General features: G+C 37.3%; 1 pseudogene. It reads left to right on the top strand.

Going from position 1 to position 959, the window contains the following annotated elements:
* Positions 1 to 150: 150 nt before the first annotated feature.
* A pseudogene (locus EI162_RS14315) lies at positions 151 to 959 on the top strand (hypothetical protein); the annotation flags it as partial.

The following is a 959-nucleotide window of genomic DNA, read 5'->3' as shown; positions in this document are numbered from 1 at the left end:
GCTCAACCTATGGGCGTTACTTTTCAAGGTTATGACTTTTCAACAAGCAACATGGGGAAAGCAATTTTCCATTATTCTGATGATAGTTTCAAGATTGACCAAGTTGTCACTACTTTAGCTATGGATAAGGTAACTAGCGAGCAGAAAGGGTTGAATAAAATTACAGTTGATTTTTTCTTCGATAAGACAGACAACGGTATATCAGACGAAGATGCTTATAAAAAAATGATGTCTTTCTTTAAAGAACTACAAGATAAGGGTTGGACGTATGCTAAAAGTTTAAGTGAACCTCGTTTAAGCCCTAAAGACAGCTTTACATTTGCTACAAAAGAAGGTGGAAGTGACTTTAATCTTGATTACACCTACCCTTTGAACTTTGAGCAATGGATGCAGCTCAGTGATTTACAAATATGGCAACTGCGACATGGTACAGATGTATTTATGAATATTAGAATAAATAGACAAACAGATCCATCTACTGGTAATCGTCATTACCTGATTAGCTTAGATATTTTCGATGAGTTAGAGTTAATAAGACAAATAATCCCTAATAACTATGATGAATCTTTGACCAAAGAATATAGTAAGCTTTATGGCGGATTACCTGAAGCTAGACTTTTTTTCGAGACTAAAGCCATTAAAATGGGATTGAAAATTCAGCAAAATCAACCTGACTATACGCTACCACTCGTACTTAAAGAGACAGGTATCGATACCAGCAAATCTGTATCAATTGACCCTTATAAAATCACTTATGAAGAGTTCATTAAGCGTTCTGAGGCGGGCGAAGGCATGACGCCTTACTATGAAAATAAAACCAAACCCAATAAACCTGAAATTACCAGTCAAGCCAAAGGACGTTGCCCTGCCAATCAGCCCTGTCCTAAATCAGGCTACTGGTTCACGCAAGCAAAATCTGACAGTCGTGCTTACTTTAAGCAAGGCGACATCATGCCAGA

The sequence above is a fragment of the Psychrobacter sp. FME6 genome, from assembly GCF_014861365.1.
Lineage (GTDB): Bacteria > Pseudomonadota > Gammaproteobacteria > Pseudomonadales > Moraxellaceae > Psychrobacter.
The sequence above is the reverse complement of the archived record's forward strand: the minus strand, read 5'-3'. Positions and strand labels throughout refer to the sequence as shown.